This window comes from Scandinavium sp. M-37 (assembly GCF_043558715.1).
GTDB lineage: Bacteria > Pseudomonadota > Gammaproteobacteria > Enterobacterales > Enterobacteriaceae > Scandinavium > Scandinavium vulneris_A.
In genome coordinates, this window is sequence record NZ_JBIGIN010000100.1 from 1 (window position 1) to 571 (window position 571).

Here is a 571-nt window from a genome sequence, read left to right on the forward strand (position 1 = left end):
CCGTTGATGCTGCAGGGGATGCAACTGCAGGCACCCTGACGCCTCGTGACGAATACGCGGTGCAGAAATTCGCTGCGGGCGGCAGCGCCGACAACCTGCTGGCCAAGCTCGACGAAGCGCTGACTTCTGTCACCAACTTCCAGGCCGACCTCGGTGCGGTGCAGAACCGTTTTGGTTCGATCATCGCTAACCTGAACACCACGGTGATCAACACTACCGAAGCGCGTTCCCGTATTCAGGATGCCGACTTCTCGGTGGAAGTCTCCGCCATGAGCCGCGCCAACATCCTGCAACAGGCCGGTATCTCCGTGCTGTCTCAGGCCAACCAGGTGCCACAGAACGTGCTGAGCCTGCTGCGTTAATCCAGGCTGCCTCTTTGTTGGCTACGCCTCGAAGCAACCCGAATTAATCAAATATAACGACGTCTTACCACCTCATTTCGGGGCCGCTGTCCGGGTCCCTTCTTTGCCCTCCTGTCGAGGGCTTTTTTATGGTTCATCGCGCCTTACCGGGGAACGCTGCTTTTATCTTCATAAAAAAGTAGTCGTTATCCCGGTATCCGTATGCCATT

The 571-nt window shown here is 56.6% G+C and carries 1 protein-coding gene; it reads left to right on the forward strand.

Annotated elements, in window-relative coordinates; all coding sequences use genetic code 11:
* The coding region (locus ACG0Z5_RS23860; protein WP_394451658.1) for a flagellin at positions 1-362 on the forward strand (362 nt) is incomplete at its 5' end.
* Between the last annotated feature and the right edge of the window lie 209 nt (positions 363-571).